Origin of the sequence: Pseudomonas sp. ACN8 (assembly GCF_002303925.1) — a bacterium.
Classification (GTDB): Bacteria; Pseudomonadota; Gammaproteobacteria; order Pseudomonadales; family Pseudomonadaceae; genus Aquipseudomonas.
In genome coordinates this window covers 200,501-226,243 of sequence record NZ_MRCS01000001.1, presented here as the reverse complement: position 1 = coordinate 226,243, position 25,743 = coordinate 200,501, and the positions used below count along the sequence as shown (strand labels likewise).

Below are 25,743 nucleotides of genomic sequence, written 5' to 3'. Positions count from 1 at the left end.
CCGACCTTGCGACCAGCCGTGAAACCTCTGGCAATAGGCCTGTAACAAGCATTTCAAACAAGCGTATGTTTTTTCATTGACAGCACACCGCCATCCTCATAACCTCGCCAAACCTTCAACGTACCGGGAAGACGCGGACGTGGGCAGCATCTATTTGATTCGACATGGCCAGGCCTCCTTCGGTGCAGACGACTACGACGTCCTGTCGCCGACCGGCATTCGTCAGGCTGAAATCCTTGGCCGGCACCTGGCCGAACTCGGGATCAGCTTCGACCGCTGCCTGGCGGGGGACCTGCGTCGCCAGCAGCACACGGCCAACAGCGCACTGGAACAATTCGCCGCGGCGGGCCTGCCGGTGCCGCTGCTGGAAACCGACTCCGCCTTCAACGAGTTCGACGCCGATGCGGTGATCCGCGCGCTGTTGCCGGCCATGCTGCCGGACGAACCCGAAGCCCTGGACATCCTGCGCAACGCCACGCAAAACCGTGGTGAATTCCAGCGTATCTTCGCCCTGATCATCGAGCGCTGGCTGGCCGGAACCTATGACACACCGGGCCTGGAAAGCTGGCTGGGGTTTGTCGAGCGGGTGCAGGCGGGCTTGCAGCGCATCCTCGACCAGGCCGACAACACTCAGAAAATCGCCGTGTTCACCTCCGGCGGCACCATCACCGCCCTGCTCCACCTGATTACGCAAATGCCTGCCCGGCAGGCCTTTGAATTGAACTGGCAAATCGTCAACACCTCGCTCAACCAGCTTAAGTTTCGTGGTCGCGAGGTGTCGCTGGCTTCCTTCAACAGTCATGCACACCTGCAACTGTTGAAGGCCCCGGAACTCATCACATTTCGCTGAGTCCGGACTATTGTGACCCTGGCTGTAATCACCCAGCTCTTATTACCCAAGAAAGGATCGAACCATGACCTCCGTAGCTGATGCCGTACAAGCAATGAAAGCCAAGTTCAACCCAGCCGCCGCTGCCGGTCTGGACCTGGTCTTCGGTTTCCGCATCGACGACACCAAGAACTTCTCGCTGATCGTCAAGGACAGCACCTGCGAGCTGCAGGAAGGCGAGAACCCGGACGCCCAAGTGACTCTGGTGATGGACGGCGAAACCCTGCAAGGCATCGTCGATGGTTCGACTGACGGCATGCAAGCGTTCATGGGCGGCAAACTGCGCGCTGAAGGCGACATGATGCTGGCGATGAAACTGTCCGAGCTGTTCCCGTCGTAAGCACCTGACTCCCGGCTGTCGGGAGCGTGCCTGCTGTAAACGAATCCCGCCCTTAGTGGCGGGATTCGTCGTTTTTGCCCCCTCGCCACAGGTTCGGTGGTGCTCATACAATATCCGCACTCCCCACACCGGCCACCCCATGGACATCGACCTCGCCCGCACCTTCCTCGAAATCGTCCGCCATGGCAGCCTGGCTGGCGCCGCGGAAAAACTCCACGTCACCCAGACAGCGATCACCGCACGGGTGCAAAAACTCGAGAGCCAACTGGGCGGCACCCTGTTCGTGCGCAACCGTGCCGGCGCCCGTCTGACGCCCAACGGCGAAGCCTTCGTGGTGTACGCCAATCAGCTGGTGCAAACCTGGGAAGCCGCGCGGCGTGATTTGCCGTTGCCCGAGGGTTATCGCGATGTGCTGCACATCGGTGGCGAGGTGAGTCTGTGCAACCCGCTGATGCTCGGCTGGGCCGGCGAAATCCGCAAGAACATCCCCAGCCACGCCCTGCGCATGGAAATCCGCGACGGCGAAAACCTGCTGCGGCAACTGGAGCTGGGCGTTCTGGATGCCGCGCTGGTGTATCAGCCCGAGTACTGGCCGCGTCTGCAGGTCGAGCAGATTCTCGAAGAAAAGCTGATTCTCGTGCGCCAGGCCGACAAGCCCGATCCTTATGTGTACATCGATTGGGGCGCTGATTTCCGGCGCCAGCACGATGCCGCGCTGCCGGAAAAAGCCAAGGCAGCGCTGAGCTTCAATCTCGGTCCGCTGGGCTTGCAGTACCTTCTCGAAAACGGCGGCAGTGGCTACTTTCGCACCCGCGTCGTGCAGAGTTATCTGCAAAGCGGCGCCCTGGAACGGGTGCCCAAGGCACCGGAATTCAACTACCCGACCTATCTGGTCTACTCGCGCGATCGTGACTCGCCGACGCTGCAACACGCCTTCGACCTGCTGCGCAAGGTCATCGACTCCGACGAAGACTGGTCGCAGCGCTGGGATCCGCTGACCTGAGACCGGTTTGCACCGGATCATGGCCGTTGTGTCCTCAAGGTTCGGTCCGTCAAATCACCGGGATCGGCTAATCTGAGAGAGATAACAAAAACGACAGGTGATTGCAGTGAGGCAGACCACCGAAGGATTCCGCAGTCGTTACCGCGCCGACATTCATCCGCTCTACAACCCCTGGCTGCACGGCGCGTTTGTCCTGATGTTCGGGGCAGTGGCGATGAGCGTCTTCTGGAGCAACGTACATCAGGTGCGACCAGCGGAATGGCTGGCAGTGCCGGTCACGCTGCTGTTGTTCAACCTCGGCGTGTACACGGTGCATCGCCACCTGGGGCATCATAAAAAGAGCTTCGCCCGGCTGTTTTATGCCCGTCACGCAGTCGACCACCACAGCTTTTTCACCCCCGGCCACATGACCTACGACAGCGCCCGCGACTGGCGGGTGATCCTGTTTCCGGCCTGGCTGATCGTGCTGCACACCCTCGCCGTCGCCCTGCCCCTCTGGTGGCTGCTCAAGCACATCAATAGCAACGTCGCCGGGTTGGTCGGCGGCCTTCTTGTCCTCGGCTACCTGACTTACGAAGTGTTTCATGCCTGCGAGCACCTGCCGTCGCGCAACCCGCTCACACGGCTGCCGTGGATCCGCCAGATGCGCCGGCTGCACGAGCTGCATCACCGTCGCGAACTGATGCAGGAGCGTAATTTCAACATCGTTTTCCCGCTGATGGATTACCTGTTCGGCACCCTCTACTGGGAGCCGGAACCCGAGCCGCTCAACCCGACGAGCCCCCCCATGACCCGCATGCAGCATCAGATTGTCATTGCCGCAAACCCGGTAAACGTACTGGCCTACGCCAGTACCGTGACCCTTTGGCCGCAATGGCATCCGTCTTCGCTGCACATCGATGGGCCAAAAGGTCCGTTGCATGCCGGTGCACGTTTCGAGGAAGACATTCGTGCCGGCGGGCGCGACGGGCACTTGCGCTGGGAGGTGGCGGAGTACCTGCCCGGACGACGCTGGAGCGCCGAAGCCCGGGGCGATCATGGGCTGTCGCTGGTGGTGACCTATGAATGCGAGGCCACGGGCGAGGCCACACGCTTTGTCCGCACCCTTGAGTATCAATTCAGCGGCCTGGCGATGCGGCTTGCCAACCGCTTGTTGCTCAAGCGGCGCATCGATCGGGAATCGGCGGCGTCGATGCTGGCGTTGCGCGACATGGCGCAGAAGTATCTGACGGCGACAGGAGTCGGCGCGTGAGCAGAACTTCCAAATGTCTGTTGCTGGCCGTCGTCGCCGTCGGCGCCTTCCTGCTGCTGATGCCAACCAAGGTGCGACCGGTCGCCTGGACGCCACAACCTGCACCGTCCCTGACCAGCGGAATCTACGCCGACAATCAGCGGCTCAAGGACGTGGAACGCGTGGGTGCCGCCAACATCGACGGGCCGGAAGCCTTGTTGCTCGAAAACGACACGCTCATCACCGGCCTGCACGACGGTCGCCTGATCCGCACGAGCCTGGACGGCAAGACCACCAAAGTTCTGGCCGTTACCGGTGGCCGGCCACTGGGCCTGGCCCGGCATCCCAATGGTCTGCTGGTGATCGCCGATGCCGTCAAAGGCTTGTTGTCCCTCGATGCCCAGGGGCGTCTGGTGGCCTTGACCACAGAGGCCGACGGCGTTCCCTTCGGTTTTACCGACGATGTGGTCATCGACAAACCCGGTCACTACGCTTATTTCAGCGATGCTTCGAGCCGCTTCGGCTATGGGCACGACGGTGAGGCCGTGATCGAACACGGTGGCGATGGTCGCCTGCTGCGCTACGACTTCCAGACCGGCAAGACGTCGGTTGTGCTGGATAAGCTGGAGTTTGCCAACGGCGTGGCCCTGGGACCGGACGATGCCTATGTACTGGTCAATGAAACCGGTGCCTACCGCATCAGCCGTTATTGGCTCAGCGGTCCGAAGGCCGGCACCCACGACCTGTTCATCGATAACCTGCCGGGGCTGCCGGACAACCTGTCGTTCAATGGCCGCGACCGCTTCTGGGTGGCCCTATATGCCCCCCGAAATGCCTTGCTCGACGCCACGGCGTCGCATCCGTTCGTGCGCAAGATGATCGTGCGGGCCATGACGGTCTTGCCCAAGCCCGTGGAAAAGCGCGGCTTAGCCCTGGGCCTGGACCTTGACGGCAAAGTGATCGCCAACCTGCAGGACGGCAGCAGCGACAATTACTCTCCGATCACCACGGTGCGCGAGTATGGGGACTGGTTGTACTTCGGTTCGCTGAAAGCCCCGAACATGGTGCGATTGCCGTTAAGCAAGGCATTGCAATGAGCAGCACCCCTATCTGAATTCACCGCAGAACCACTGTAGGAGCGAGCCTGCTCGCGATGGCGCCGGGCCAGTCAACACATGCATCGCCTGTCGGCCCGCCATCGCGAGCAGGCTCGCTCCTACAGGGACAGCGTTCAGTTTCGGGATATTCGGGCCGGGTCATGAGGCACCTCGTTGAGAGCCGTGACATCGGTCTCCGGGTATTCGAGGTGCCGTTTTTTTGTGCCACTTCAACTGTTCAGCCACCGGCCGTCGGTGACAGGCACGCTGGGTCAGGACGACGAGCCAAGTTGCTTGACGATCTTGTCCTTGACCAGCAAACGTGTCTCCTTGAGCTTCCTTACGGTGTCATCGTTGGACTTGGCCTCCTCTGCTTTCACCACTTCGGCATCCGCCTGGGAATACTTGTTAAGCAGTGAATCCAGTAACGGATCCTTGGTGCGTTTCTGCTGGATTTCTTCCTTTGAGCGTTTCAGATCCTGATAAAGGTCATGGGGCACCGGCATGGAACACCTCCGTTAGTTGATCGGCAGCGAAACGCGATCAATTGCGTTCACCAACTATCAGAATGGCCTCGGTTTGGCCGTTCTGTCGACCACCTGTCAGACCAGCGGCGTCCGTTCGTCGTCCGGTCCCCAGGCGATAAAAACCTTTGCCTGCGCCAGCGGTTTCAGCCGTTGAGCACCATGCGCACCATTTGCCTGAGTGCTTCGGGATTGTAGGGTTTGCTCAGCAAGTGGGTGTCAGGGCTGAGCTGGTGATTGCGCGAGATGATGTCGCGGGTATGCCCCGAGGTGAACAGCACGGCCACCGGTGGGTCCTGCACTTTCGCCCAGGCCGCAAGGTCCGAACTCTTGATCAGGCCGGGCATGACCACATCGGTGAATATCAGGTCCACCGCCAGCCCTTCCAGCAACATTTGCATGGCCACGTCACCGTTGGTGGCCGTGAGGACTTGATAGCCCTCTTCGCGCAACAACTCCACCGCCGCCCCCCGTACGGCCTCATTGTCCTCGACCACCAGGATGCGTTCGTGACCACCCCGTTGCGGCACATCAGGGTTCGGTGTTTCGCTGGCCGCAGCGCGCAAGGTGCGAGGGAAGTACAACTGCACCCGGGTTCCCTGCCCCACGTCGCTGGCGATTTCGATATGACCGCCACTCTGCTTGACGAAGCCAAACACCATGCTCAGGCCCAAGCCGGTGCCCTGCCCGTCAGCCTTGGTGGTGAAGAACGGCTCGAATGCCTGGGCCAGCACCTGCGGCGGCATGCCGACCCCGGTATCCGTCACGGACACCCGCACATAGTCCCCGGGGGGAATGCCCTTTGCAGCGCAGAATTTGTGGTCGAGGACAATGTTTTCCGCGCACAGGTCAATCCTGCCCTCGCCTTGAAGGGCGTCACGGGCATTGATCGCCAGATTGAGAATGGCGTTTTCCAGTTGATTGCGATCGACAAACACATTCCAGGCGTCTTCGGGTGCCGTCATGTGAACCTGAAGGGTTTCACCCAGGGCACGCAGCAACAGCTCCGCCAGGCCATCGAAAATCTGCCGCAACGTGAAGACCGCGGGCGACAACGGTTGGCGTCGGGCGAATGCAAGCAATTGCGAAGACAGCTTGGCACCGCGCTCGACGGCGGCGATCGACGCCGAGACCCGGCGCTGCACATTGGTGTTACCCCGCTCATGGCGCGCCAGCAAGTGCAGGTTGCCGGCGATCACTTGCAACAGATTGTTGAAGTCATGGGCCACACCGCCGGTGAGGCTGCCGATGGCTTCCAGCTTCTGTGCCTGGCGCAGTTGTTCTTCCGCCGCCAGCCGCGCCTCGACCTCATCGGCCACCCGCTGTTCCAGGTTGCGGGTGAACTTGAGCAGGGACTCTTCGGCGTTCTTGCGTTCGTGAATATCGATCAGCACGCCGGGGAAACGAAACGCCTCGCCCTGCTCATTGAACTCGCAACAACCACTGGCGAGTACCCAGAGGTAGCTGCCGTCGGGGCGCTGGATCCGGTATTCGACGTTGTAAGGCTCGCCCGTCTCGACCGACAGTGTGACGCGTTCCTGAACCCAACTGCGGTCATCCGGATGGATCCGGCTTTCTGCGATTTCCCGAGACAGGTTTTGCAGGTCTTGCCCGGGCGGATAAGAGAATGTGCGGGCGTAGCGCTCGTCACCCGACAGCACGTTGGCCTTGATGTCCCAGACAAAGGAACCGAGCAAGGCGCCAGCGTTCAGCGCCAGGCGTACCCGTTCGTTGTCGGCACGATAGGCATCTTCAGCCACTTGTCGCCGTTGCTCGGAGATCACCCGCTCCGTGGTTTCCACCACCATGGACATGACCCCGGCCGGACGTCCGTCATCGTCGGCCACCGGGCTGTAATAGAGATCCATCCAGACATCTTCCGGAACCCCGTCACGCAGCAGCTCCAGTTCTTTGTTGCGATAGGACAAGGTGCCGCCCGCCAGGCAGGTGTCGACCACGTGGCGATTGAATTCGGCGACTTCCGGCCAACCCAGTTCCACAGAGGAGCCGAGCAGATATGGATGACGCCCACCGGCAAACTTCGAATAAGCGTCGTTATAGATCATGTACCCGGGCTGGCCCCAGAGCATCACCATGGGCAGCGGAGACGCGAGCATCAACTGCACCGCGCTGCTCAGGCTCCTGGACCAGGAATCGAGCGGGCCAAGTTCGGTCAGGCTCCAGTCGAACGCACGAATGCGCCCGGCCATTTCGCCGTTCCACCCGGAGCATCCGTGGCTATCCTCTAGAAACTGCATGGCTTGGCTCTATCCCGGTAAGTTGCACCCGTTTGTTTCGAGCATCCTGCGCGCTATTCGTTTCATAGAGGTATAGCTGATTCTCGCGGGCCTTTGCAGAATCCTTGTAGGAGCGAGCCTGCTCGCGATAGCGGTGCGTCGAACGACATCCAAGTCGACTGTACCGTCGTTATCGCGAGCAGGCTCGCTCCTACAGTTTGGTGTTCAGAGGGGTCAGACCTCAATCAAATGCTTGAGCGGGTTGTAACTGCTTTTCAGCGTGGCCGCGACATCCAGAATGGCCTTCTCGATCCCGTTCAAATGCATGCAGGTCAGCTCGATGGCCGCGCTCTGGTTGCCCGCTTCGATGTACTCGATCAGCCGCAGGTGTTCGTCGTCGCGGCAGGCTTCGTGGCTGTCGTCATCCAGCGCAGCGGCATACAGCGAAGCCCGGGAAATCAGCTTCTGGAACCAGTCGAGCAACACCGGATTGTTCAGGCTGCGGGCCAGTTTGATGTGGAACTCGCCGAGCAGGTGAATCAGCCGTTCGTGATCACCGCTCTGATGCGCTTCATCTTCGAGCAGCAAGTGATCGCGCAGGTCCTGGGTCACCGCCGTATCGCGACGACGGCACAGTTCGCTGACGATACCGATCTCGACCAGGCGACGGGTTTCGAATAGCGAACGGATCTCTTCGTCACTGGGCAGCGACACCGATGCACCTTTATTGGGCTCGGTGGTGACCAGTCCGTCGGCCTCCAATTGCTTGAGCGCGGCCCGGACAGACGTGCGGCTGACATTGAACAGTTCGGCCAAAGAGGCTTCGCCGAGCTTCATGCCCGGACGCAACGAACGCTTGCTGATCGCCTCGTAAACCCCTTGGTAGACGCGGTCGACCGTGGTTTCCAGTTTCTTTTCCGTCATTCATCAACTCCTCGCGCCCTGCGCAACCGCCCCTGGCGAATGAACAGCCATTGAAAAAGGGGCTTGCACGGGCAGATTAATCCGGGTATTTCTAAATTGCATCCAGATTTTGCATACAATAATTAGAGGAATGCACCATAATGGGTCATCCAACAGCAATCGAAGTGCGAAACGTCTCAAAGCGATATTCCGACGATCCAGGACTGGCGCCAGCCCTCGATAACGTCTCGGTGGACATTGCCGACAACGAATTCTTCACCCTGCTCGGCCCCTCCGGCTGCGGCAAAACCACCCTGTTGCGCACCATCGCCGGCTTCGAGCATGTCAGCGACGGTGAGATCCTTCTTGCGGGCGAACCGGTCAACGATTTGCCGCCGTTCAAGCGTCGGGTCAACACGGTGTTCCAGAGTTACGCGCTGTTTCCACACATGAGTGTTGCGCAGAATATCGCCTTCGGCCTCGAGATGCAGGGCCTTGATCGCAAACTGATCCCGCAGCGCGTCGATGAGATGCTGGCGCTGGTGCAAATGCAGCACCTGGCCAGGCGCAAACCGGCCGAACTGTCCGGCGGCCAACAGCAACGGGTGGCTCTGGCCCGGGCCCTGGCGCCGAAACCCAAAGTGCTGTTGCTGGATGAACCGTTGTCGGCCCTGGACCTCAAGTTGCGCAAGGAAATGCAGGTCGAACTCAAGCGCGTGCAGAAAGAAGCCGGGATCACCTTCATTTTCGTCACCCACGATCAGGAAGAAGCCCTGACCCTGTCCGATCGCATTGCCGTGATGTCCGCCGGCAAGATCCTGCAAATCGGCACGCCCAATGAAATCTACGAGCGCCCGCAGCACCGGTTCGTTGCGCAATTCATCGGCGACATCAACTTCCTCCCCGGTCACCTCAAGCGCGGCCAGCAGAATGAAAAGCTTTTCGTGCCCAACGGCATGCCCGTGGAAATCCCCTGCCCGGCCCAGGGCTTTGACGGCAGCAAGGTGCAACTGGCGTTCCGCCCCGAGCGTTCGCAACTGGTCGAGCCGACACAGCCCCATCACCTGCGCGGTGTGATCGAAGCCGTGCTGTATGTCGGCACGGCCACGCTCTATCAATGCCGCCTGAACAACGACATCAAGGTCATGCTGCGCGAGAACAACGAAGGCCTGAACCACGGGCGGGTGGTGGGCGATCGCGTCGCGGTCAACCTGCCGCCCCACGCCTGCCTGTTGATGGAGGCCTGAGATGAGCGTCAGCAGCACTTCCCCAGCCCTCAACCGCGCGCTGTTGCTCAGCCCGGTGGTTCTGACCCTGCTGGCCCTGATCGCCATCCCGCTGGGCATCATGGGCTACATCAGCCTGTTGCCGCGCAACGTCTATGGCGGCGTCGACTGGCAGGCCGACTGGCAATTGCAAAGCTACGTGCAACTGTTTTTCCAGGAAGGTTTCGATGGCGAACTGGAACTGAACTGGGTCTACGCCCAGGCGTTGCTGCGTTCGGTGTTCCAGGCCGGTGGCACCACGGTCCTGTGTTTCCTGTTCGGCTTCCCGGTGGCGCTGTGGATGTCGAGCCTGACACCCCGTCGGCGCAACCTGATGGTGTTGCTGATCACCATCCCGTTCTGGACCAACCTGCTGATCCGCAACTACGCCTGGCTGATCATCCTGCGTGAGCACGGCTGGGTCGCCCAGAGCCTCAACGCGCTACTCCCCCAGGCCGGTGGCATCACCCTGCTCTACAACGACTTCGCGGTCAGCGTCGGCCTGGTCTATAGCTTCCTGCCGTTCATGATCCTGCCGATCTATTCGACCCTGGAAAAACTCGACTGGCGTCTGGTGGAAGCCGCCTACGACCTCGGTGCCAACCGCTGGCACGCGCTACGGCGGATCATCCTGCCGCTGTCGATGCCGGGGGTGATCGCCGGGGCCTTGCTGGTGTTCGTGCCGAGTCTGGGTGCCTTCATTACCCCGGCGATCCTCGGCGGCGGCAAGACGCTGATGATCGGCAACCTGATCCAGCAGCAGTTCGGCACCGCGCGCAACTGGCCGCTGGGCAGTTCACTGTCGTTCCTGTTGCTGGGGATCATGTTGCTGTCCCTGGTGCTTTACGCCCTCTATAGCCGCAATGCCGCCAAGCCCCAGCGCCCAGGAGCCCAAGCATGATCGCCCTGCACCTGAAGAAACTGCCCCTGACCCGTGAAGTCAGCCTGTTGATGCTGGCCTATCTGTACCTGCCGATATTCGTGCTGATCGCCTACAGCTTCAACGCCAACCGCTCGGCAACAGTGTGGACCGAGTTCTCGTTCGACTGGTACGGGCGAATTCTGGCCAACCCGTCGATCCAGACCGCGGCGCTCAACTCGATCATCGTCGCCAGCATCGCCACGGTATGCGCCACGGCGATTGCATTGCTCGCGGCCTTGGCGACCTACCGGCCGTTCTACGGACAGAAAATGGTCGAGGGCGGGATCAACCTGCCGCTGATCCTGCCGGAGATTGTCACCGCCGTGGCCACCCTGCTGCTGTTCATGGCGTTGGGGATCAAGCTCGGTTTGCTGACGGTGATCGTCGCCCACATCGGCTTCTGCATTCCCTTCGCCTACCTGCCGATCCGTGCGCGGCTCAACGACCTGGACAAGAGCCTGCTGGAGGCGGCGAACGACCTGTACGCCAACCCCTGGCAGGTGTTTCGCCGGGTGACCTTGCCGCTGCTGTGGCCGGCGGTGCTGTCCGGTTCGGTACTGGCGTTTGTGGTCAGCCTCGACGATTTCATCATGACTTTCTTCGTCGCCGGACCGGGTTCGACCACTCTGCCGGTGTACATCTTCTCGGCGATCAAGGCCGGCGTGACGCCGGAGATCAATGCGATATCGACCCTGATGCTGGTGATTTCCATCGTGCTGGTGGTGCTGGCCTTCTGGCTGGGACAGCGCGGCAAAAACCAATGATGCTGGAGCAAAGCATGAAAACAAAAAGCATGTGTTTCGCTGTAGCCGGTCTGGCCCTGAGTTGCTTCACCACCTTCAGTGCACAGGCCGCCGAGCCCAAGGAACTGTTCTTCTACAACTGGACTGACTACTACCCGGTCGAGCTGCTGGCCAAGTTCGAAAAGGAGACCGGCATCAAGGTCACCATGGACGGCTACGACAGCAACGAAACCCTGCTGGCCAAGTTGCAGGCCGGTGGCGCGGCCTATGACGTGATCGTTCCGTCGCAATCGATCATGCGCACCCTGATCAACCAGGACCTGCTGCTGGAAATCGACGCCTCGGCCCTGCCCAACTTCCAGTACGTCAAACCGGCGTTCCGCGACCCGAGCTTCGACCCCGGCCGCAAATTTTCGGCACCGTACCTGTGGGGCACCACCGGGTTCTCCTATGACAGCGCGCGGGTGCCTGGCGGCAAGCTGGATGACTCGTGGAAAGAGTTCTTCGAACCGCGCAAGGAACTGCAAGGCCAACTCGCCGCCCTCGACACCTCCAGCAGCGTGATCAATGCCGCCAGTCACTACCTGAATGTCGACGAATGCAGCGAAAACCCCCAGGACGCCAAGCGCATCCTCGAACTGCTGCAAAAACAGAAACCCTTCCTGAAGATGTACAGCTCGGACAACACCGTCGACCGCATGGCCTCCGGTGAAGTGATCATGATGCAGAACTGGAACGGTTCTACAGCGCGGGCCACCCTGCAGAAGAGCACCATCAAGTACGTGTATCCGAAGGAAGGCCTGGCGATGTTCCAGGACAACTTCGCCGTGCCGAAAAGCGCGCCGCACCCCGGCAACGCGAAGATCTTCATCGACTGGATGATGAAACCGGAAAACGCCGCCGCCGTGTCCAACGCCATCGCCTACGACAACGGCATTCAGAGCGAAAAGCTGATCGACACCAAATGGCGAGTGATGGACGCCATCAACATGCCCGACGAATTCGCCTCGCGCCTGCGCCCGGAAAAGGAATGCAGCAACAAGGCGCGGGAGCTGCAGGACCGGATCTGGGCCAAGCTCAAGGGCTGATCGACTGACTTGAAACCGAGTCGCGGCCATCGCGAGCAGGCTCGCTCCTACAGTGGATCTTCGGCGTTCACAAAATCCCTGTAGGAGCGAGCCTGCTCGCGAAGAGGCCCTCCCGAACAACACAGAATTTGAGGTTCTACATGACTCACCCCCGCTGGCTGCGCAACGTGCGCCCCTACGGCGTCCCTGCCGAAGACTTGCTGATCGAAAACGGCCGCTTCAGCCAACGCCGCCCAGCCTCGACCACCGAGCTGCTCGCCACCGACATCGACGGCCAGAACCAGTTGCTCACCCCCACCCTGGTGGAAAGCCACGTGCACCTGGACAAAACCCTCTGGGGCCAACCCTGGCGCCCGAACAGCGCCGGCCCGACCCTCAAGGACTACATCGCCAACGAGCGGCGCATCCTGCGTGAAGTCACCGCGCCCATCGCGCAACGGGCTGGCGCCCTGCTGGAGAACTGCATCGCCCGGGGCTCACTGACCATGCGTTGCCACGTCGACATCGACCCGGAATTCGGCCTGCGGCATGTCGAGGCCATGCAACAACTGCGTGAAAACTACCGCGACCTGATCGACCTGCAACTGGTGGTGTTCCCGCAGACTGGCTTGATCAGCCGCCCCGGCACCGCCGAACTGATGCGCGAAGCCATGGCCCTCGGTGTGGAGAACGTCGGCGGACTGGACCCGTGCGGCATTGACAACGATCCTGTCGCTCAACTCGATTTCGTCTTCAAACTGGCCAACGAGTTCGACCGGGGCGTCGACATTCACCTGCATGACAAGGGTGAGCTGGGCCTGTGGCAGATTGCCCTGATCGCCGACTACACCGAGCGCTTCGGCCGCCAAAACCGGGTAATGATCAGCCACGCGTATTGCCTGGGGATGTTGCCGTGGAGCCAGGTCAAACCGGTGGCGGAGCGCCTCGCGGCGTTGGGTATTTCGTTGATGAGCTCGGCACCGGCCGATTGTGCGGTGCCTCCGTTCCTGGCCCTGCGCGAAACCGGCGTGAATGTGTGCCTGGGCTCCGACGGCATTCGTGATGCCTGGTCGCCCATGGGCAACGGCGACATGCTCGAACGGGCGATGTTGCTGGCGTTCCGTTTCGATTTGAGCAAGGACGAAGAGCTGGCGGCAGCGTTCGAGGCGGCAACCGTTAACGGCGCCCAGGCTTTGGGGTGCGAAGCTAATCGCCTGGAGATCGGCCAGCCGGCGGACTTCCTGTTGATGCCGGTACAGACACTGGGTGAGGCGGTGGTTTCGCGACCGCTGCGTCAGGTCTATCGTGCGGGTCGGTTGATTGCTGCGGGTGGCCGTTTGCTGGAAAGCCGTCTGTGAAGCGCATCGGCTTGCGGGCCAGTTGCGTGGTCGGCTTCGACGGCACGCAGCATGTACTGTGGCGCGACGGCGAAGTGGTGTTCCAAGGCGCTCGCATCGAGTTTGTCGGGCGCGGTTATGCGGGGCCGGTGGATCAGTGGGTTGATTACGGTAATGCGCTGATCGGCCCCGGCTTCATCGATCTGGATGCCCTCGGCGATCTCGACTCCACGGTGCTGACCCTGGACAACGGCGACGAGCGCGACATGGGCCGGATGTGGTCGGCGCAGTATCTGGCGCATGGATCGCGGGAAAGCTACAGCCCCGAAGAAGAAGTCTTCAAATACCGCTACGCCTTCACGCAACTGATCCGCAACGGCATCACCACGGCCATGCCGATCACTTCGATGTATTACCGCGAGTGGGCCGAGACCTACGACGAATTTGCGGCGGTGGCAGGCGTGGCGGTCGAACTGGGACTGCGCACTTACCTCGGCCCCTGCTACATGAGCGGCATGAGCTACTGGCAAGCCGGTGGAACCCTGGCGCACCACTGGGACGAAGCCCGGGGCATGGCCGGCCTCGATGCCGCCGAACGGTTTTTCCGGGATTTCGACGGCGCGCACAACGACCTGATTCGCGGCGCGCTGCTGCCCGATCGCATCCAGACCTGCACCCCGGCGTTGCTGCAACGCACCGCCGCACTGAACCGGGAACTGAACGCGCCGATACGCTTACACTGCTGTCAGGGCCTCGGTGAAGTGACGATGGTCGAGCAACTTCGCGGTACTTCGCCACTGGGCTGGTTGCAGCAGCTTGGGCTTTTGAACCCGCGCAGCCTGCTGCCCCACGGCATCTACACCCGAGGCGATGATGACCTGCAACGCGTGATCGAAGGTGGCGCGAGCCTGGTGCATTGCCCGGTGGTGTTTGCCCGGGACGGCGAGGCGCTGAATTCGTTTGGCCGCTATCGGGCCAAAGGCATCAACTTCGCCCTGGGCACCGACACCTGGCCGGCGGACTTGCTGGACAACATGCGCCAGGGCTTGAACATCGCTCGACTGATGGAGGGCGGTAACGACCTGACCAGCACCCTGGACCTGTACAACGCCGCGACCCTCGGCGGTGCCAAGGCATTGGGCCGCGACGATCTCGGCCGGCTGGCACCGGGGTGCAAGGCCGACATCACCGTATTCAACCTGCGCGAGATGCACCTGGGGCCGCTATTCGATCCGCTGAAGAATCTGGTACTGGCCGGCCGCGGTGACGACTGCATCGCCAGCTACATCGACGGCCGCTGCGTGATGCGGGACGGCCAGGTCGAAGGCGTCGACTACCCCGCCCTGCAACGCCAGGCCCAACGCCAATTCGAGAAACTGATGCGCAGCCACAGCGACCGGGCCTTTGGCCAACCGGACTGGAAAAGCCTGTTCCAGCCAGCCATTCCGTTCGCCGACGACTACAGCGCACAGGCGCCACTGTGCGTCATTGACCCTCTCCTTTAGAGACTTCTGCCTATGCAAAGCTTCGACTTCAGCCAACTGAGCCCACGGGACAAATACAAGATTCTGATCGGCAGTGTGGTGCCCCGCCCTATTGCACTGGTCACCACCGTCGACGGCGAAGGTCGGATCAACGCGGCGCCGTTCAGCTTCTTCAATGCGCTGTCGGCCGATCCGCCCATCCTCGCCCTGGGCGTGGAAAACTACGGCGACCAAAGCCCCAAGGACACCACCCGCAACATTCAGCTCAACCAGGAATTCACCGTGAACATCGTCAGCGATGCCCTGGTGGAAGCCATGAACGTCTGCGCCGTGCCCTTCGCTCCCGGTTTCGACGAACTGACCGCCGCCGGCCTCACCGCCATCCCCGGCACCACGGTCAAATGCCCGCGCATCGGCGAAGCCCCGGTGGCACTGGAGTGCCGGCGGATGATGGCCCTGTCCATCGGCCAATCCCGGGAGATCATCTTTGGTGAAGTGCTGATGGCCCATGTGCGGGACGAACTGATCGACCCGAAAACCCTGTACATCGACCAGTTGGGGCTGGATGCCATCGGACGCATGGGTGGGCATGGCTATGCGCGCACCCGGGACTACTTCGATTTGCCGACAAGGTCATTGCAGGCGTGGACCGATGCGCCGGGAGGTGGCGAGCGGTTTTGGCCGCTGAGTAGGAGCGAGCCTGCTCGCGATGGTGGATAACGATAACGCGGGCTAACTGAATGAACGCGGCGCTCTCAAGTTCATCGCGAGCAGGCTCGCTCCTACAGGGTATGCATGGATCAGTGGAAATCCCGGCTGCGCACAGTGATCCCGTCCAACAATGAACTCAGATCACTCAACCGCCCGGCAATCAGATGCCGGACCTCACCCTCCTTCTCCCAACGCCCATCGACCTTGAGCAACTGCGAGCCGACCAACACCTGGCGCTGCCGCTCGGCGAGGTCGCGCCAGACCACCACGTTGACGTTGCCGAACTCGTCCTCAAGGGTGACGAACGTCACGCCGCTGGCGGTGGCCGGGCGTTGTCGGCCGGTGACCAGCCCGGCGACGCTGACCGGCCGACCGTGCTCGACTTCCAGCAACTCCTTCGAACTGCGGCAGCGCCGCGCCTTCAACTCACCGCGCAACAGGGCCAACGGATGCGGTCCGAGGGTGGTGCCGACACTGGCGTAATCGGCTTGCAGGTCCTCGCCCACGGTGGGCTTTGGCAACGACACCGCGCCCTCCTCCTGGCTCGGCAGGCCGGCGAACAGACCCAACTGTTTTTGTACCCCGGCCACTTCCCAGCGCGCCCGATGCCGATCACCGGCCAGGCCGCGCAACGCACCGGCATCGGCCAGTTGCTCCTGGGCGCGGGCATCGAGTCGCGCCCGCTCGCCCAGGTCGGCGATGTCGGCAAACGCGCCTTTGGAGCGTGCCGCCTCGATGCGTCGGGCATCGTCCTCGCGAAAGCCCTTGATCATGCGTAGCCCCAGGCGAATCGCCGGTTGTGCACCGGCGATCGGCTCCAGGCTGCAATCCCAGTCACTGGCGCGCACGTCCACCGGGCGAACATGCAAATGATGACGCCGAACGTCCTGCAGAATCTGGTCCGGGCTGTAGAACCCCATGGGCCAACTGTTGATCAGCGCACAGGCGAAGGCCGCCGGCTCGTGGCATTTCAACCAGCAACTGGCGTAGGTCAGCAAGGCGAAACTGGCCGCGTGGGACTCGGGAAAACCGTAGCTGCCAAACCCCTTGATCTGCTCGAAGATCTGCGCGGCGAACTCGGCGGTGTAGCCGTTTTTTTTCATCCCGGCGGCCAGCCGTTCCTTGTGCGGTTCGAGCCCGCCGTGGCGTTTCCACGCGGCCATGGAACGACGCAACTGGTCGGCCTCGCCGGGGCTGTAGTCGGCGGCGACGATGGCGATCTGCATCACCTGCTCCTGAAACAGTGGCACGCCGAGAGTGCGCTTGAGCACCACTTCCAGCTCCGGCGACGGATAGACCTCCGGTTCCTCCTTGTTCCGTCGCCGCAGGTACGGATGCACCATGCCGCCCTGGATCGGCCCCGGCCGAACGATGGCGACCTCGATCACCAGATCGTAAAACGTCTTCGGCCTGAGCCTGGGCAGCATCGACATCTGCGCCCGGGATTCAATCTGGAACACGCCGATGGTGTCGGCCCGACCGATCATTTCGTAGGTAGCCGCGTCTTCGGACGGGATGGTCGCCAGGCTCAGGTCCAGGCCCCGATGCCGGCGCAGCAGATCGAAACATCGGCGAATCGCACTGAGCATGCCCAGCGCCAGGATATCGACCTTGAGCAAACCGACCGCATCGAGGTCATCCTTGTCCCACTGGATGATGGTGCGCTCGGCCATGGCGGCATTTTCCACCGGCACCAGACTGTCCAGCGGCTGCTCGGAAATCACGAAACCGCCGGGGTGCTGGGACAAATGCCGGGGGAAGCCGATCAGTTGCCCTGTCAGGCGGAGCACCCGGTGCAGCGTCGGGCTCTCGGGGTCGAACCCGCCCTCGCGCAGACGCTCCACGGGTGGTGTCTCATCGCTCCAGTGACCGCAGCAATCGGCCAGGGCGTTGATCTGGTCCGGCGGCAAGCCCAAGGCCTTGGCCACATCGCGCACCGCACCGGCCGCATGGTAAGTGCTGACTACCGCCGTCAGCGCGGCGCGGGCCCGACCATAGCGCTGGAACACGTACTGCAAGACTTCCTCGCGGCGTTCATGTTCGAAATCAACATCGATGTCCGGCGGCTCGTTGCGCTCTTTGGACAGAAAGCGCTCGAACAACAGCGTGGTGCGATCCGGATCGATTTCGGTGATGCCCAGGGCAAAACACACCGCCGAGTTGGCGGCAGAACCACGCCCCTGACAAAGAATCTGTTGCTGACGGGCAAAGCGGACGATGTCGTGGACCGTCAGGAAATAGCTTTCATAGCCCAGCTCCGCGATCAGTTGCAGCTCCTTGTCGATCTGCTCCAGCACTTCGCTTTTCGGCCCTTTTGGCCAACGCCACGCGATGCCTTCTTCGGTCAAATGACGCAGCCATGAGGTAGCCGAGTGCCCTTGCGGCACCAGTTCGCGGGGGTACTGATAACGCAACTGGCCAAGATCAAAGGTGCAACGCCGGGCGATATTCAGTGTTTCCGCCAGCAAGGCCGGTGGGTAAAGCGCCTGCAACACGTCGAGGCTGCGCAGATGGCGTTCGCCGTTGGGATGCAGGCGCAACCCGGCATCGGCCACCGGCAGGTGATGACGGATCGCGGTCATGGTGTCCTGCAAGGCGCGCCGGCCGCGCGCGTGCATGTGCACATCGCCACTGGCCACGGCCGCAATGCGCAACTCCCTGGCCAGGCTCAGCAGTTCGTTCAGGCGCCGGGCATCGTCCTGGCCGCGATGCAACTGCACCGCCAGCCACAGGCGCTCGGCGAAGACCTGCTTGAGCCAGTGGCCCTGTTCAAAGGCATCGACAGCGTCCGGCACCCACAACGCCAACAGCCCCGGCAAGGGTTCACTGAAGTCCTCACGCAGCACCTGGTACTGGCCTTTCTGCATGCGGCGCCGGGCGCGGGTGATCAATCGACACAGCACCTGATACCCCTCGAGGCTCTCCACCAGCAGCACCAGTTTCGGACCGTTCTCGATGCGTATTTCACTGCCGATGATCAGCGGCAACTCCACGGACTTCGCCGCCTGCCAGGCGCGAACGATGCCCGCCAGGGTGCATTCGTCAGTGATCGCCAGCGCTTGATAACCCTGCTTTTTCGCGCGCTGGAACAGCTCGAGGGCACTGGAGGCACCGCGCTGGAAGCTGAAGTTCGACAGGCAGTGCAGTTCGGCATAGTCGCTGCTCATGCGAACCAGCCCTGCAACCACAGCGGGCCGTCCTCACCGACCGCCCGGTAGGCCCAGCCCTGTTGGCCGGCACGGGTTTCGATCAGGTAATAGTCACGGCGTACGTCGTCGCCGTCCCACCAGCCGGACTCGATACGCTCCGGCCCCATGAGGATGCGCGCCGAGCCCTGATGCACGGCCAGCGGCTCAGTCAGCAACCAGCCCGGCCGTTTCACCGCCGCTGGCACCGCGCAGGGCTGGCTGTCGGCACAGGCCTGCCACGCACACTCGGGGCGGTGATCGGCCTGGAAGCGCAGGCCATGCACCGCGTCATCCCCCAGCCGCGCACGCAGGCGTTCGCGCAGTTGCTCCCAGGGCAAGGACTGCTGCGGGCGATCGTCGAACAGTTCCTGATGCTGAGGCACGAAGGTCGGCAAATCCTCGGCGCGCAGACGAAAGCCGCGCACCGGCGCCTCGACCTGGACTTGCTCCAGCCGCCCCCGGGCCAGTTCGAAGAGCATCGCCGGATCGCGCTCGGCGCTGAGCAGGCCGACCTTGATGAGCGTATCCGGCAACCCGGCGTGTTCCAGATGCAGGTCGAAACGCTGTACGCCGCTGTCGCGACCGCAGAGGAACGCCGACAGGTCGCCGGTCAACCGGCGTAACGGGAACAGCAAGGCTTGATGGGACTGCACATCGAAATTGAGTTCGATACGCACATCGAAGCGGTCCGGCGGCAGGTAAAACGCCAGCGCCAGCCGCCGCAAACCGAACAGGGCATCCAGATGCTTGAGCACCTGGGCCTCGAAACGCCGGGCCAGGCTATGCCGGGGCAGCGCCTGCACCTGGCTCAAGGTGCGCAGGCCCATGCGCGACAAGGCCGTGGCGACCGAGGCTTCGAGGCCGATCCGGTCGACGGGCATTTGCCCCAGGTGATGCTGCAAGGCCTGATCGTCCGGGACCACCAGACCGTCATAGGCGTTGGCCAGCACCCGTGCCGCCACCGGGTTGGGCGCGGCCACGATGCGGTGCCGAAATCCCAGTTCGCCGAGTTCACGGCGCAAAAGCGCTTCGAATTGCGGCCAGGCGCCGAACAGGCCGAGGCTGGATTCGATCTCGAACACCAGGGCCCGGGGGTAATGCACGCTGACCTGGGAACTGAATCGATAGGCCCAGGCGGCGAGAAACTGCTGCCAGTGTTCGATTTCGGCGGCGTCGTATTCGGCCGTGACAAAGCCTTTGCTCAAGGCCTGTGCCGCGCTCATGGACTGGCCGGGACGCAAACCCAGCGCCCGCGCCGCACCGTTGACGGCCTGCAGCACCCGGCGCTGGGCCGGGCCGGTCAGCAACGCCAGGGGTTCATCGGGATCGGCGCGCTGACGCAGTACCGCGTCCAGCGCCAATTGCGGGAAAACAATGCAAACCCAGCGCATGGCAACCTCAATGCCCCACGGCGAAGGCAATCGGCGCCGAACGGGCCAGGCCGCCGCGGCACTTGAGCACACGCAGTTGTGCCGGTCGGGCATCGATGGCGATGCGCAGGGCCGCCGGCGAAGGGTTGACCGCCTCACCGAGGGGGCGATAGGCGAAGGCCAGGGTCTGGCCGGTTTCCGCCGCCACCTGCAAGCGGCGCAAGGCGCGGTCATCGGCCTTGTACGGCCAGCACAGCACCGCGCCGCAACTGCCCGAACGCAGGCATTGTTCCGCCGCCCACAGCGCATCACGCTCGCCGGCCTGGATGATCGACAACTGACGCAGATCGACCCCGGCGCCCTGCCACGCCTGGGGGTACGGCACATACGGTGGCGCCACCAACACGATGCGCTCGCCCGCCGCCGACAACCGTGCCAGCGTCGGCCACACCAGTTGCAGCTCGCCCACACCCTGCCCGGCCAACAGGATTTCCGTCAGCGCCGCCTCCGGCCAGCCACCGCTGGGCAACGCGGTGTCCAGCGCGGCATGCCCGGTGGGCTGCGGGCTGGCGGCCGGTGGCGCAGGCCGACCCCTCCAGACCTGGCCACCATTGAACAGCGTATCCAGCGCAACGACGGCGCCCATCAGCCTTGCCTCACCAGGCCACAGAACACGCCTTCGATGGCCAGGTCCCGGTCGGCCTCGACAATGATCGGCCGGTAGGCCGGGTTGCGTGGCAACAGGCGAACCACATCGCCGAGCCGCTCGAAGCGCTTGATGGTGACTTCGCCGTCGAGCCGCGCCACGACGATCTGGCCATTGACGGCCACGGGGCTGCGGTGCACGCCCACCAGGTCGCCGTCGAGAATGCCGTCCTCGATCATCGAATCACCGCGCACCCGCAACATGTAGTCGGGTACCCGCGAGAAGATCGACGGATCGAGCAACAAGCGGCTATGGATTTGCGCATCGACACCAATCGGCGCACCAGCCGCCACCCGACCGAGCACCGGGATGTCCAGCAACTCAGGGCGCGGCGGCTGCCCGAGCAGGCGAATGCCCCGGGCCTGATGCGGGTTGACCTCGATAAACCCGGCTTCGGTCAGCGCCAGCACATGCTTGCGCGCCACGCTGCGGGAGGCGAAACCGAACGCCTCGCTGATCTCGGCGAGGCTCGGAGGCTGACCGTGCTCGGCGATGCGATCGCGGATAAAGGTCAGGATGGCGGTACGGCGGGGAGTCAGAGTCGTCATGGAGTACATTTGTACTCTTTTGGCTTTTTCCTGGCAAGGGCCGTCAGTCATCCGATGGCAGAACCGATAACCTGTGGGAGCCTGCTCGCGATAGCGGTCTGTCAGACACATACATGTCGACTGGTGCACCGCCATCGCGAGCAGGCTCGCTCCCACAATTGATCTTCTCTGTCAGGAAGGCCGGTTACTTCTTCAGAAGCGCCGAACACGCCACCTTGTACGCCTCATGCTGGTACTTGTTCAGCGTTCCCGGCAAATTCGAAGTTGTACTTCTTGGCCTGGGCATTGATGGTCTGCGGCGACAACAGCGTCACCTCGCAATTCTCCAGCAACTGGAACACCCCTTCGATCTTGAACGTGGTCGGCCCACCGGCGAACTCACCTTTCTTGCCGCGCTTCTTGATCGCGATGCGGTCGACGGAGTTTTCACGGACGAACGACGCAACCTGCGCGGCGAACAGCTTGACGTTGGCCGCCTCGTCATCATCATCATCATCGAGAGCGATTTTCTTGGTGTTGAGGGCGACGTGACTCAGGGCCGTACCGTCGAGGATGCCACGGCGATGATCGCTTCACTGCCTTTGATTTCGATGCCACAGATTTTCATTTCGATCCCTTTCACAGCCGAAAGCTCAAGTTGATTAGCGGTAATACCAAACGCAGCTGCTATTTTTTCGCGAGTGGCCTTCCGAGGCTTTGAGAGGGGCTTTTGCTGGGCAAATGCCGGCGGAGAGACACCCATCCGTTTGGCCACTTCATCCTGTGTAAGGTTCAAGTGCTTGCGCCATGGAGCGCTGTCCGAGGGAAGATCAACGGATCTGTGAAAGCTTGATTGAAATTGTCTTGCACCTTGTCGAGCAGAAATTTCTGTAGGATTTTTAGTATCCATTATTGCGAAATTTCTTTTTCCTTCCTGTGACTGTGAGTTCGGCGGTACGAATTATTTAGTTTGTGCCGCATCATTCATGGACACCCTTCACAGATAAGGATTTTGGAAATGAATGCTCCCCTCTCATCTGTGTACACCAATGAAGCCTCCCCAGATTTTCTTCGCAGCCAAAAAGATTACCTTTTCTCGCAGCAACTTGACGGGGCGAACAAAGACGTCTTGAGGATTATTGAGCAACAACGGGCTTACGCCAATGCTCATCCCCCACAGCCAACCAATGCTCGCTATCTCGTTTTACAACAAGAAAATATGATCATGGGCCTATATATATGAAGCCAGAAATATTAATTTTCATAGATAACGACTATTTATCAACCTCACTATACTTGTATAGAAGATTACACTTTCAAGCCGCAGCAAAAGAAGGTATCAGATGCATAACAATAATCGCAAAAGATAGCAAAAATATTAGGGAAGCCAGCGATGAAAGTGATGAAGTTGTCTTGGTAGATGGTATTGAAACTAGCGAAGTACTCTGCGCAGTAGAACGTTTAAGCCGGACATACAGTGTGAAAGGACTGTTTTGCTACCCAGCGCATGTCACACCGCGTGGGAACGCTAACCCTGTAGTTGAAGATATCGCCAAGCGATGCGGGCTTAAATATTACAGCGCCGAGTCGCTAGAGAACTGCAACAATAAATACTTAATGCGTTCGCAACTTAGCAATATAAAAGAAATTAGGTCGGTAGATTTCAGGCTCTTCAACGGAAATTTCGAAGCTCTGAATGACCTCGTATTTCCCGTAGTGATGAAGCCGGTATACGGGGGCGGCTCGGCGTTTGTCTCGATATGTGATGACCGAAAGAGTCTTGAGAAAGCATATAATCACTTCATACAAAGATTTCCTGACGTGCCTGGAGCCTATTCTTTCTCGGGAGCTGAAAAATGGCTTAGCTCCCCAAAAAAAGGTCCTGTGTTATATACGCCGGGCGTTTCCGTGCTAATTGAAGAATTCATTGAGGGGCCAGAAGGTTCTTTAGAATGCTTGGTTATCGACGGCAACATTCACCCGATGTTGATATTTGAAAAAATGATAACAAGCAACACCTCCAATACGGTTTTAGAAAAGGTTATAGTTACACCACCGCAAAGCTTTTCTAACGACCAGATATCGATGATCGTATCAACTATTAGCAACTCTATAAAAGCACTGAAGGTAAAGAACGGATTTTTACACGTTGAGTTCAAATTATCCAAAAACGGCCCCCAAGTGATTGAGGTGAACCCGAGGCTGGGCGGATTCTTCGTGGACGAGGCACTTCAGGATCTGTGCTCATGTGATGCGTATGCCTTAAACGTCAATTACATAACAAGTAAGCCAGTAACCATAGGGCACCATTTGGCGGATAACCTTCCGATCTTGCCGGAGGACGCCGTCTACGCGATGCTTCTATTCTATCCAACTTACTCAGGCTACATCAAAGCTATAAAGCTACCAGAAATTGATTCTGCGTGTGAGATTTTATCAAAGGTACTGCCTACTACTAACGGCCACAAAGATGGCTTCTTCGATGTAGAGAACGAAGAGGCTTATATCGCAAAAATGTGGGTGAGGGCAACGTCTATAGACGAGATACTTCATATCCATAAAGAGTATGAGAGAAACATTAAAGTCGAAACATCTGAATATCGTGAAGACAAATTACTGGAGCAGTGCTAAATGTGCGGGATAGCTGCAATTTTTGAGACTTCTACCCGTTCTGATGAAAAGCGCGACTTTGAGGCTACTTTATTAAAAATGTTGGGGAGAATCTCCCATAGAGGCGCTGCTGAAAGCTTTGGAGAGCGCTTTATATTTTCTCATGCTGCTATTGGTACCAACCGCCTGCCTATCGTGGAGAGAGAAGACAACAATCAGCCGTTCATAGATAACATTTCTGGTCACGCAATTATATTTAATGGTGAAATTTACAACTTGAATGAGTTGCGATTAATTTTATTATCACACGGAGTTAAGTTTTTAGGCTGTTCAGATACCGAGCTAGTTCTTAGAGCCTATACTCACTGGGGGAAGTCTTGTCTAACCCGACTCAATGGTATATTCGCGTTTATTATCTACTCACCGGGAGACAACACCGTTTTCGCTGCGAGGGATCGGCTGGGCGTAAAGCCTCTATACTTGACTCAAGAAGGAACTGTCCTCTATTTTGCATCGGAACTGAAAGCACTAATTGGGTTGACCAGCAAGACACAAGAAATCCTCCCTGGACATTATTGGGTGGACGGTCGACAGAACGCATATTATTTAATTGGCGAAAGCATAGGGCCGCGACTAGATTACAAGTCTACGGTAAATAAATGCAATGAGCTACTGCACCTCTCGGTAAAGCGTCAAGTCAATACGGATCTTCCGGTAGGCGTAGTTTTCTCTGGCGGGCTAGATAGCGCGATAATTCTTTATCTTGCTAACCTATACCATAAGAACGTCACCGCCTACACGGTCGGAGTGGCTGGCTCAGCTGACGTAGTATTCGCGCAGAGACTATGCAAAGAACTTGGAATTAAGATAGTTATTTCTGATGTTGATCGTGTAGATCTGATGCAGTCTATTAGAACCAGCATATATGTATCTGAACAATTTGAACCCGTAGATATAACTGATGCATTAACTATACATTCTGCTTTCTCGCGAATGAAAGAAGACGGGATACGTATAGCTCTATCTGGAGATGGAAGTGATGAGCTATTCGCTGGTTATGACTTCTTTCAAGGGGCCAGTGACCGTCGCGAGCTTCAGCTACATAAAGTTAAGAACTTGTATCGAACTGATCTACAGCGTGTGGATAGAATGGGCATGTTCAATACAGTGGAATGCCGTGTACCGTTTCTCGACAAAGATCTTTTCGATTTTATAATATCGGCACCGATGGAGTTCCATGTAAGAGATGATTTTACAAAAGCTCTACTGAGGGACGCTTTTTCCCTCGAGTTACCAGATTATATCACTCGGCGACCAAAAATGAGGATGTCTGAAGGGTCAGGTATAGGCGGACTCATTTTTGACGCACTTCAATCAATGAGTGAGAGCCTGGATAGCAAGCCTTTTCCATTAGAAGATAATGCAATTAATAATGCTGCTTTGATATTCCAAGAGTTCGGCTTTGAGCTTCCAGACAATCGATATAAGGTACAAGGTCTCGACTATCATAGCGGCGGGTGGACGACCTCGATAACTAAAGACAGTGATAAAAACCTCGTCAACTCCTCTGTCAGCGAAGGATAATAAAA

22 protein-coding genes and 2 pseudogenes are annotated in these 25,743 nt (G+C 59.8%); 15 read left to right on the top strand and 9 right to left on the bottom strand.

The window, feature by feature from the left end; translation table 11 throughout:
• Window positions 1-139: 139 nt before the first annotated feature.
• The 5 genes from BSF44_RS01020 to BSF44_RS01000 all read left to right on the top strand — a co-directional run bounded on the left by BSF44_RS01020 (window position 140) and on the right by BSF44_RS01000 (window position 4,560).
• Window positions 140-850 carry a histidine phosphatase family protein gene (locus BSF44_RS01020; protein WP_095941875.1) on the top strand — a complete coding sequence of 237 codons (711 nt, stop codon included), beginning with the start codon at window positions 140-142 and terminating at the stop codon, window positions 848-850.
• Between the two features lie 64 nt (window positions 851-914).
• Complete coding sequence (locus tag BSF44_RS01015; protein WP_007946492.1) at window positions 915-1,229, top strand: SCP2 sterol-binding domain-containing protein; 315 nt, start codon at window positions 915-917, stop codon at window positions 1,227-1,229.
• Between the two features lie 139 nt (window positions 1,230-1,368).
• Window positions 1,369-2,232, top strand: coding sequence for a LysR family transcriptional regulator (locus tag BSF44_RS01010; RefSeq protein WP_095941874.1), 864 nt, complete (start codon window positions 1,369-1,371; stop codon window positions 2,230-2,232).
• A 106-nt stretch (window positions 2,233-2,338) separates the two neighbouring features.
• On the top strand, window positions 2,339-3,484 hold the full coding sequence (locus tag BSF44_RS01005) for an SRPBCC family protein (protein ID WP_095941873.1): 1,146 nt from the start codon (window positions 2,339-2,341) through the stop codon (window positions 3,482-3,484).
• Complete coding sequence (locus tag BSF44_RS01000; protein WP_095941872.1) at window positions 3,481-4,560, top strand: SMP-30/gluconolactonase/LRE family protein; 1,080 nt, start codon at window positions 3,481-3,483, stop codon at window positions 4,558-4,560. The genes BSF44_RS01005 and BSF44_RS01000 overlap by 4 nt, the downstream gene beginning before the upstream one ends.
• Window positions 4,561-4,832: 272 nt before the next feature.
• On the opposite strand, the gene BSF44_RS00995 is transcribed toward BSF44_RS01000, so the two are convergent.
• The 3 genes from BSF44_RS00995 to BSF44_RS00985 form a co-directional block, all read right to left on the bottom strand.
• The gene (locus tag BSF44_RS00995; protein WP_095941871.1) at window positions 4,833-5,066 is read right to left on the bottom strand and encodes a DUF465 domain-containing protein; all 234 of its coding nucleotides are present in this window, start codon (window positions 5,064-5,066) and stop codon (window positions 4,833-4,835) included.
• Between the two features lie 164 nt (window positions 5,067-5,230).
• The gene (locus BSF44_RS00990) at window positions 5,231-7,342 is read right to left on the bottom strand and encodes a PAS domain-containing sensor histidine kinase (protein ID WP_095941870.1); all 2,112 of its coding nucleotides are present in this window, start codon (window positions 7,340-7,342) and stop codon (window positions 5,231-5,233) included.
• A 213-nt stretch (window positions 7,343-7,555) separates the two neighbouring features.
• Window positions 7,556-8,245 (bottom strand): GntR family transcriptional regulator, encoded by a 690-nt coding sequence (locus BSF44_RS00985; RefSeq protein WP_007973313.1) that lies wholly within the window; start codon window positions 8,243-8,245, stop codon window positions 7,556-7,558.
• Between the two features lie 140 nt (window positions 8,246-8,385).
• Here BSF44_RS00985 and BSF44_RS00980 point away from each other — a divergent pair, with 140 nt between their 5' ends.
• From BSF44_RS00980 to BSF44_RS00950, 7 genes are all read left to right on the top strand, one after another.
• Window positions 8,386-9,471 carry an ABC transporter ATP-binding protein gene (locus BSF44_RS00980; protein WP_095941869.1) on the top strand — a complete coding sequence of 362 codons (1,086 nt, stop codon included), beginning with the start codon at window positions 8,386-8,388 and terminating at the stop codon, window positions 9,469-9,471.
• A gap of 1 nt (window position 9,472) precedes the next feature.
• Window positions 9,473-10,390, top strand: a complete 918-nt coding sequence (locus BSF44_RS00975) for an ABC transporter permease (protein WP_095941868.1) — start codon at window positions 9,473-9,475, stop codon at window positions 10,388-10,390.
• Window positions 10,387-11,175, top strand: coding sequence for an ABC transporter permease (locus BSF44_RS00970; protein WP_008050662.1), 789 nt, complete (start codon window positions 10,387-10,389; stop codon window positions 11,173-11,175). The genes BSF44_RS00975 and BSF44_RS00970 overlap by 4 nt, the downstream gene beginning before the upstream one ends.
• A gap of 14 nt (window positions 11,176-11,189) precedes the next feature.
• On the top strand, window positions 11,190-12,242 hold the full coding sequence (locus tag BSF44_RS00965) for an extracellular solute-binding protein (RefSeq protein WP_095941867.1): 1,053 nt from the start codon (window positions 11,190-11,192) through the stop codon (window positions 12,240-12,242).
• Between the two features lie 140 nt (window positions 12,243-12,382).
• Entirely contained in the window at window positions 12,383-13,579 is a 1,197-nt protein-coding gene (locus BSF44_RS00960) for an amidohydrolase family protein (RefSeq protein ID WP_095941866.1), read from the top strand.
• Complete coding sequence (locus BSF44_RS00955; RefSeq protein ID WP_095941865.1) at window positions 13,576-15,063, top strand: amidohydrolase family protein; 1,488 nt, start codon at window positions 13,576-13,578, stop codon at window positions 15,061-15,063. Before BSF44_RS00960 ends, BSF44_RS00955 begins: the two co-directional genes overlap by 4 nt.
• A gap of 12 nt (window positions 15,064-15,075) precedes the next feature.
• On the top strand, window positions 15,076-15,762 hold the full coding sequence (locus BSF44_RS00950; protein ID WP_095941864.1) for a flavin reductase family protein: 687 nt from the start codon (window positions 15,076-15,078) through the stop codon (window positions 15,760-15,762).
• An 80-nt stretch (window positions 15,763-15,842) separates the two neighbouring features.
• Here the strand turns inward: BSF44_RS00950 and BSF44_RS00945 are convergent, their stop codons facing one another.
• The 6 genes and pseudogenes from BSF44_RS00945 to BSF44_RS00920 all read right to left on the bottom strand — a co-directional run.
• Window positions 15,843-18,941 (bottom strand): error-prone DNA polymerase, encoded by a 3,099-nt coding sequence (locus BSF44_RS00945; RefSeq protein WP_172435286.1) that lies wholly within the window; start codon window positions 18,939-18,941, stop codon window positions 15,843-15,845.
• Window positions 18,917-20,332 carry a DNA polymerase Y family protein gene (locus BSF44_RS00940; RefSeq protein WP_095941862.1) on the bottom strand — a complete coding sequence of 472 codons (1,416 nt, stop codon included), beginning with the start codon at window positions 20,330-20,332 and terminating at the stop codon, window positions 18,917-18,919. Before BSF44_RS00940 ends, BSF44_RS00945 begins: the two co-directional genes overlap by 25 nt.
• A 7-nt stretch (window positions 20,333-20,339) precedes the next feature.
• A complete protein-coding gene (gene imuA, locus BSF44_RS00935; RefSeq protein WP_095941861.1) occupies window positions 20,340-20,957 on the bottom strand; it encodes a translesion DNA synthesis-associated protein ImuA in 618 nt (205 codons plus the stop codon).
• Complete coding sequence (gene lexA, locus BSF44_RS00930; RefSeq protein ID WP_095941860.1) at window positions 20,957-21,574, bottom strand: transcriptional repressor LexA; 618 nt, start codon at window positions 21,572-21,574, stop codon at window positions 20,957-20,959. Before lexA ends, imuA begins: the two co-directional genes overlap by 1 nt.
• 175 nt (window positions 21,575-21,749) lie before the next feature.
• Window positions 21,750-22,172, bottom strand: a pseudogene (locus BSF44_RS00925) (DUF3010 family protein).
• 21 nt (window positions 22,173-22,193) lie between these two features.
• Window positions 22,194-22,352, bottom strand: a pseudogene (locus tag BSF44_RS00920) (helix-turn-helix domain-containing protein); the annotation flags it as partial.
• A gap of 210 nt (window positions 22,353-22,562) precedes the next feature.
• Between BSF44_RS00920 and BSF44_RS00915 the strand changes: the two are divergent.
• From BSF44_RS00915 to BSF44_RS00905, 3 genes are read left to right on the top strand one after another with little or no spacing between them, the layout of a single operon-like run.
• Window positions 22,563-22,787, top strand: a complete 225-nt coding sequence (locus tag BSF44_RS00915) for a hypothetical protein (protein ID WP_095941859.1) — start codon at window positions 22,563-22,565, stop codon at window positions 22,785-22,787.
• Window positions 22,784-24,175, top strand: a complete 1,392-nt coding sequence (locus BSF44_RS00910; RefSeq protein ID WP_095941858.1) for an acetyl-CoA carboxylase biotin carboxylase subunit family protein — start codon at window positions 22,784-22,786, stop codon at window positions 24,173-24,175. The genes BSF44_RS00915 and BSF44_RS00910 overlap by 4 nt, the downstream gene beginning before the upstream one ends.
• Window positions 24,176-25,738: an asparagine synthetase B gene (locus BSF44_RS00905; protein ID WP_095941857.1), complete on the top strand. Its 1,563-nt coding sequence runs from the start codon at window positions 24,176-24,178 to the stop codon at window positions 25,736-25,738.
• Window positions 25,739-25,743: the final 5 nt, after the last annotated feature.

Bases quoted from the DNA above. Each gene is read 5' to 3' on its own strand.
- BSF44_RS00940 (WP_095941862.1), bottom strand. From the start codon at position 20,332: ATGCGCTGGGTTTGCATTGTTTTCCCGCAATTGGCGCTGGACGCGGTA.
- BSF44_RS01010 (WP_095941874.1), top strand. From the start codon at position 1,369: ATGGACATCGACCTCGCCCGCACCTTCCTCGAAATCGTCCGCCATGGC.
- BSF44_RS00990 (WP_095941870.1), bottom strand. From the start codon at position 7,342: ATGCAGTTTCTAGAGGATAGCCACGGATGCTCCGGGTGGAACGGCGAA.
- BSF44_RS00915 (WP_095941859.1), top strand. From the start codon at position 22,563: ATGAATGCTCCCCTCTCATCTGTGTACACCAATGAAGCCTCCCCAGAT.
- lexA (WP_095941860.1), bottom strand. From the start codon at position 21,574: ATGTACTCCATGACGACTCTGACTCCCCGCCGTACCGCCATCCTGACC.
- BSF44_RS00995 (WP_095941871.1), bottom strand. From the start codon at position 5,066: ATGCCGGTGCCCCATGACCTTTATCAGGATCTGAAACGCTCAAAGGAA.
- BSF44_RS00950 (WP_095941864.1), top strand. From the start codon at position 15,076: ATGCAAAGCTTCGACTTCAGCCAACTGAGCCCACGGGACAAATACAAG.
- BSF44_RS00975 (WP_095941868.1), top strand. From the start codon at position 9,473: ATGAGCGTCAGCAGCACTTCCCCAGCCCTCAACCGCGCGCTGTTGCTC.
- BSF44_RS00965 (WP_095941867.1), top strand. From the start codon at position 11,190: ATGAAAACAAAAAGCATGTGTTTCGCTGTAGCCGGTCTGGCCCTGAGT.
- BSF44_RS00980 (WP_095941869.1), top strand. From the start codon at position 8,386: ATGGGTCATCCAACAGCAATCGAAGTGCGAAACGTCTCAAAGCGATAT.
- BSF44_RS00985 (WP_007973313.1), bottom strand. From the start codon at position 8,245: ATGACGGAAAAGAAACTGGAAACCACGGTCGACCGCGTCTACCAAGGG.
- BSF44_RS01015 (WP_007946492.1), top strand. From the start codon at position 915: ATGACCTCCGTAGCTGATGCCGTACAAGCAATGAAAGCCAAGTTCAAC.
- imuA (WP_095941861.1), bottom strand. From the start codon at position 20,957: ATGGGCGCCGTCGTTGCGCTGGATACGCTGTTCAATGGTGGCCAGGTC.
- BSF44_RS00970 (WP_008050662.1), top strand. From the start codon at position 10,387: ATGATCGCCCTGCACCTGAAGAAACTGCCCCTGACCCGTGAAGTCAGC.
- BSF44_RS00905 (WP_095941857.1), top strand. From the start codon at position 24,176: ATGTGCGGGATAGCTGCAATTTTTGAGACTTCTACCCGTTCTGATGAA.
- BSF44_RS00910 (WP_095941858.1), top strand. From the start codon at position 22,784: ATGAAGCCAGAAATATTAATTTTCATAGATAACGACTATTTATCAACC.
- BSF44_RS00960 (WP_095941866.1), top strand. From the start codon at position 12,383: ATGACTCACCCCCGCTGGCTGCGCAACGTGCGCCCCTACGGCGTCCCT.